Annotated in this window: 1 protein-coding gene; it reads left to right on the plus strand. The window is 45.5% G+C overall.

Annotated features, from left to right (window positions below):
* Window positions 1-720 (plus strand): EF-Tu/IF-2/RF-3 family GTPase (locus WA381_RS20980; protein WP_336173306.1); only part of this gene is annotated, 720 nt, incomplete at its 5' end.
* Window positions 721-740: the final 20 nt, after the last annotated feature.

Here is a 740-nt window from a genome sequence, read left to right on the forward strand (position 1 = left end):
GAACTTCTTAACGAATACGAATTCCCAGGTGATGACCTACCAGTTATCCAAGGTTCAGCTCTTAAAGCGCTTGAAGGCGACGCAGAGTGGGAAAAGAAAATCATCGAGCTTGGTGAAGCGCTTGATTCATATATCCCAGAGCCAGAGCGTGCAATCGACAAGCCGTTCATTCTTCCAATCGAAGACGTATTCTCAATCTCAGGCCGTGGTACAGTTGTAACGGGTCGTGTTGAGCAAGGTATCGTAAAAGTTGGTGAAGAAGTAGAAATCGTAGGTATCAAAGACACTACTAAGACTACTTGTACTGGTGTTGAGATGTTCCGTAAGCTTCTTGACGAAGGCCGTGCAGGTGAGAACGTTGGTGTTCTTCTACGTGGTACTAAGCGTGATGAAGTTGAACGTGGTCAAGTACTAGCTAAGCCTGGTTCAATCACTCCACACGTTAACTTCGAAGCAGAAGTATACGTACTATCTAAAGATGAAGGTGGCCGTCATACTCCATTCTTCAAAGGCTACCGTCCACAGTTCTACTTCCGTACAACTGACGTAACTGGTGCTGTAGAGCTTCCAGAAGGCGTAGAAATGGTAATGCCTGGTGACAACCTTAAATTCAAAGTTGAGCTAATTGCTCCGATCGCGATGGAAGAAGGTCTTCGTTTCGCAATCCGTGAAGGTGGTCGTACAGTAGGTGCTGGTGTTGTATCTAAGATCCTAGACTAATCTAGACTTAGCAACACAAG

This window comes from Alteromonas sp. CH_MED4-4 (assembly GCF_037029575.1).
GTDB classification, from domain to species: Bacteria; Pseudomonadota; Gammaproteobacteria; order Enterobacterales; family Alteromonadaceae; genus Alteromonas; species Alteromonas macleodii.